Origin of the sequence: Acinetobacter sp. AOR41_HL (assembly GCF_027854645.1) — a bacterium.
Taxonomy (GTDB): domain Bacteria; phylum Pseudomonadota; class Gammaproteobacteria; order Pseudomonadales; family Moraxellaceae; genus Acinetobacter; species Acinetobacter nosocomialis.
Genome location: NZ_JAKTHZ010000016.1, coordinates 1 through 3,795 on the forward strand (window position 1 = coordinate 1; position 3,795 = coordinate 3,795).

The 3,795-nt window shown below is 36.7% G+C and carries 3 protein-coding genes; 2 read left to right on the top strand and 1 reads right to left on the bottom strand.

Translation table 11 applies throughout. The annotated features are described in order from the left end of the window. Positions 1 to 18: 18 nt before the first annotated feature. Positions 19 to 1,109, bottom strand: a protein-coding gene (locus MKL35_RS04085; RefSeq protein WP_208728222.1) for an IS4 family transposase whose coding sequence is annotated in 2 segments (ribosomal slippage) — positions 19 to 569 and positions 569 to 1,109 — 1,092 coding nt in all. Because the reading frame shifts where the segments join, the coding sequence is not laid out codon by codon here. Positions 1,110 to 1,744: 635 nt separating this feature from the next. Between MKL35_RS04085 and MKL35_RS04090 the strand changes: the two genes are divergently transcribed. Beyond that, positions 1,745 to 2,257, top strand: coding sequence for an SMI1/KNR4 family protein (locus MKL35_RS04090; protein WP_001089571.1), 513 nt, complete (start codon positions 1,745 to 1,747; stop codon positions 2,255 to 2,257). Positions 2,258 to 2,420: 163 nt separating this feature from the next. Beyond that, on the top strand, positions 2,421 to 3,746 hold the full coding sequence (locus MKL35_RS04095) for an ISNCY family transposase (protein WP_016805832.1): 1,326 nt from the start codon (positions 2,421 to 2,423) through the stop codon (positions 3,744 to 3,746). The last annotated feature ends 49 nt before the right edge of the window (positions 3,747 to 3,795 follow it).

Genomic DNA, 3,795 nt, shown 5'->3' on the forward strand with positions numbered 1-3,795 from the left:
CTCTGTACACGACAAATTTCATAGAGCCCTTGTCCTATCAGGCTTTTTCTTTCTTAAAATTGCGAGCACTTTCTTAAATTCTTCTTTTTTTCCAAAACCAATCAAACGTAGAATAGCCATTTGAACATAGTCCAAACCGTAGCGAAATAAACTTACTGAAAGTCGTCCATGCTTCTTTATTTTTATCGCTTTTTTTCGATCATGTTGCCATTCACCTGTTAAATAGCACCAACAGAAACCGATCGCTAGCACTGCTATCAATTTCTTGACTCGTCTAGGGTCTGTTAAACGAGTATTTTCAAGATTGAATCCACGTCCTTTGAGACAACTAAATAAGGTTTCGATTTCCCAGCGTAATGCATAATCACCAATAGCAGAAGCATTAAACATAGGAGAAACAACAAGTAAAAGTTCTCCATCTTCTAATCGTAACGCACTAATATACAGTTTCACTCGACCAACCCAAATACGTCGTTTACGACATTCAGTTTGACCAACTTGAAGATGACGAAATAAATCACTAATTTTATGACTCTTGGCTAAGTGATTGGTCACAATAAAGTTTTTTTAACACGTATACAGAAGTTAATGTCATTTTCAATTAACCATATAAACCATTTCTCACCGATAAATTCTCTGTCTGCAAACACATTCACAATACGATCTTTACCAAAAATGGAGATAAAGCGTTGAATCAAAGCAATACGCTCTTTTGTATCTGAATTTCCACGTTTATTGAGCAATGTCCAAACAATAGGTATCGCTATTCCACGATAGACGATGGCTAACATCAAGATATTGATATCTCGTTTTCCCCATTTCCAATTGGTTCTATCCAAAGTTAATTGGACTTTATCGAATGAAAATATATTGAAAATTAACTGAGAAATTTGACGATAATCGAAATACTGATCTGCAAAGAAGCGTTGTATACGTCGATAAAATGATTGTGGTAAGCACTTGATGGGTAAGGCTTTAGATGCAGAAGAAAGATTACATGTCTGTTTTACAATTAATGCAAGCATAATCAGTGTAAAACATTTTACACGTGACTTGTTCCACTTTAGATATTTGTTTAAGATGAGATGTAACTCATTGAAATGTGTCATCATATTCATCGTCAGAAAACAAGTATTATGCCATTATTTCAATGAGTTGTCTTTTTTTGTCGTGTACAAAGAAAATTAGAGTAAATTTTTAGTCTATTTAACATAATGGACGTATACAAAACTATAGAAGGACTAAGATATTTCGTAATATTTTATCTAATATCTTGTCAGGCTTTTTTATTGCGTTGGAATCATCTATAACGTTAAGACTACCTTAAATATTAAAATGTATGATCCATATAGATTATCCAGTAATTATCCTATTTACAGCCTTGATGTATTGGCCAGTAACATTAATTGTTTTAGCTACTTTAATTGCTATTAGTTATTCCTATCGAGAACACTCAATTGCTAAATATTTGATGTTTTTTTTTATAGCTGTTTTGATCATTCTTTCAGGTGCAGCATTATACATAGCGCTCCTTCTTTGATTGAAATTAAGCCAAATTTATTGGCGAAAGATGACAACTGTGATCAAAAAAGCCGACATGTTTCTAAGTCGGCTTTTGGTTGTTTTTTAGGGTGGTCGAAATCCTTTAACTACATGAAAAAACAGTGGTTTTATAAAACGTATTTCCGATGATGCCCATTATGTTAATTTTAGTAAAAGTTAAGGATTTTTAAGAGTTTAATAAATGAATAGTGTTCATGAAATTATAGAAAAAATTCATAATGAATGGGAGATTGAGCCTAAGAAAGCTATTCATAGAGGTATGGAATGTCCCTTTCCTTTACATTGTTCATTGAATCTAAAAAGCAAAATTTACCCACAAATACCCCAAGTACTTTTACCAAAAGCATTAAAGGATTTTTATACAGTCTCTAATGGTGCAGATCTATTTAAAGATCAAGAATACGGACAATGGGGCTTAAAATTATATTCTATTGAGGAGGTAACTTTTGCTTCAAAAATTTATAAAAGTAATCGAAAGAATGATGCTCTTCAAAGTGACTTAATTATTGGAGAATTTTATGGAGATTCAGACTTATTGTTAGTTCGATGTGATCCTAATAGTGATGATTACGGCTCTATTTTGGTTGTCTTACCTGTAGATCAACGACAAGATTGGTATATTATTGCCAATACTTTTGAAGAGTTCATTAACAAATTTTATGAATCTCAGGGTGATAAATTCTGGGAACATTAAAGTATATGTCGGATATTAGCCCCATTTAACATAATGGGCGTTATCCGAAATGAACATGTAAGCCCAAAATAGAAATGTCCGGTTTCTCCAAAGTAAAAATGTCCGCTTTTAGAATATGCACTTTTGCAATTTCCTTAGCGGACGGTTTGATATGTTGGTGTCTATGTCGGATAAAGAACTTAAACGATTGTCGGTCTTGCAGGAAATCTGTGATCAACGCATAACCCAGTCCCAAGCTGCTCAGCTACTTCATATTTCAGAGCGTCAGATCAGGCGTTTATTGCAAAAATACAAAGCTCAAGGCCCAGCTGCATTAGCCCATGCCGGTCGTGGTCAAATCAGCAATTCCAGGCTTCCTGAAGAGCTCAGACTCAAGTGCCTCAATATTGTTTCTGATCAACTGCATGGTTTCGGACCCACTTTAGCGCATGAAAAGCTCACCACCGTTCATGGCTTTGATATTTCAGTGGAAACACTGCGTTCCTGGATGATTGCAGCCGATTTATGGACTCCTCGTGCCAAGCGTCTGAAACGCCCGTATCAGCCTCGTTATAACCGGGACTGTTATGGTGAACTGATCCAAATCGATGGCTCACACCATGACTGGTTTGAAGGTCGAGCCCCTAAATGCTGTCTGCTGGTATTTATCGATGATGCCACAGGCAAATTACAGCATTTACGCTTCTGTAAGTCAGAATCAACCTTTGACTATATGATTTCAACACGTTTGTATGTTGAGCAGCATGGTAAGCCTTTAGCCTTCTACAGCGATAAACATTCAGTCTTCAGGGTGAATCAAAGCAGTAAGAAAGACACCAAGATTACCCAGTTTGGGCGCGTACTCAGCACCCTGAATATCGATATTATCTTCGCTAATTCACCACAGGCCAAAGGCCGTGTAGAACGAGCCAATAGAACGCTTCAGGACCGTCTGATCAAAGAAATGCGTCTGGAAGGCATCAGTTCGATTGCCGAAGCCAATGCCTGGCTACCCTGCTTCATTGAGCAGTTCAATCAGAAGTTTGCCAAGATGGCCTTTAATCCCAAGGATCTACACCGGACTGTCACTGAAACAGCCGAAGAATTAGATGATATTTTTACCTGGCGTGAACCCCGCAGAGTCACGAATAGCCTGACGATCACTTATGATAAGTGCGTATATCTCTTGGAAAACACGGAAGAAAACCAAAGATTGATTGGCAAGTATCTTGAGTTTCTGGAATACCCGAATAGTACAGTCGCGATTGAATATCAGGGAAGAAAAATCAATTACAGCATCTTCGATAAATTAAGTCAGCTCAACCAGCGAGAGATTGTTGAAAATAAACGTTTGGGTTCTGTATTAGCCCATATTCAACAGCAGCATGAAGAACTAGAACAACAAAATAAACGCAATCGTTCTCAAAAGATGCCAAGCAGACGTGCACAGAAAACAGTAATCAAAGAACGAAATCTGAATCCTGTGCTTGACTTGGAAATGTCGGTATAGGACATTTCTATTTGGTTTTAAGGTAGGACATTTCTACTTAGGAATAACA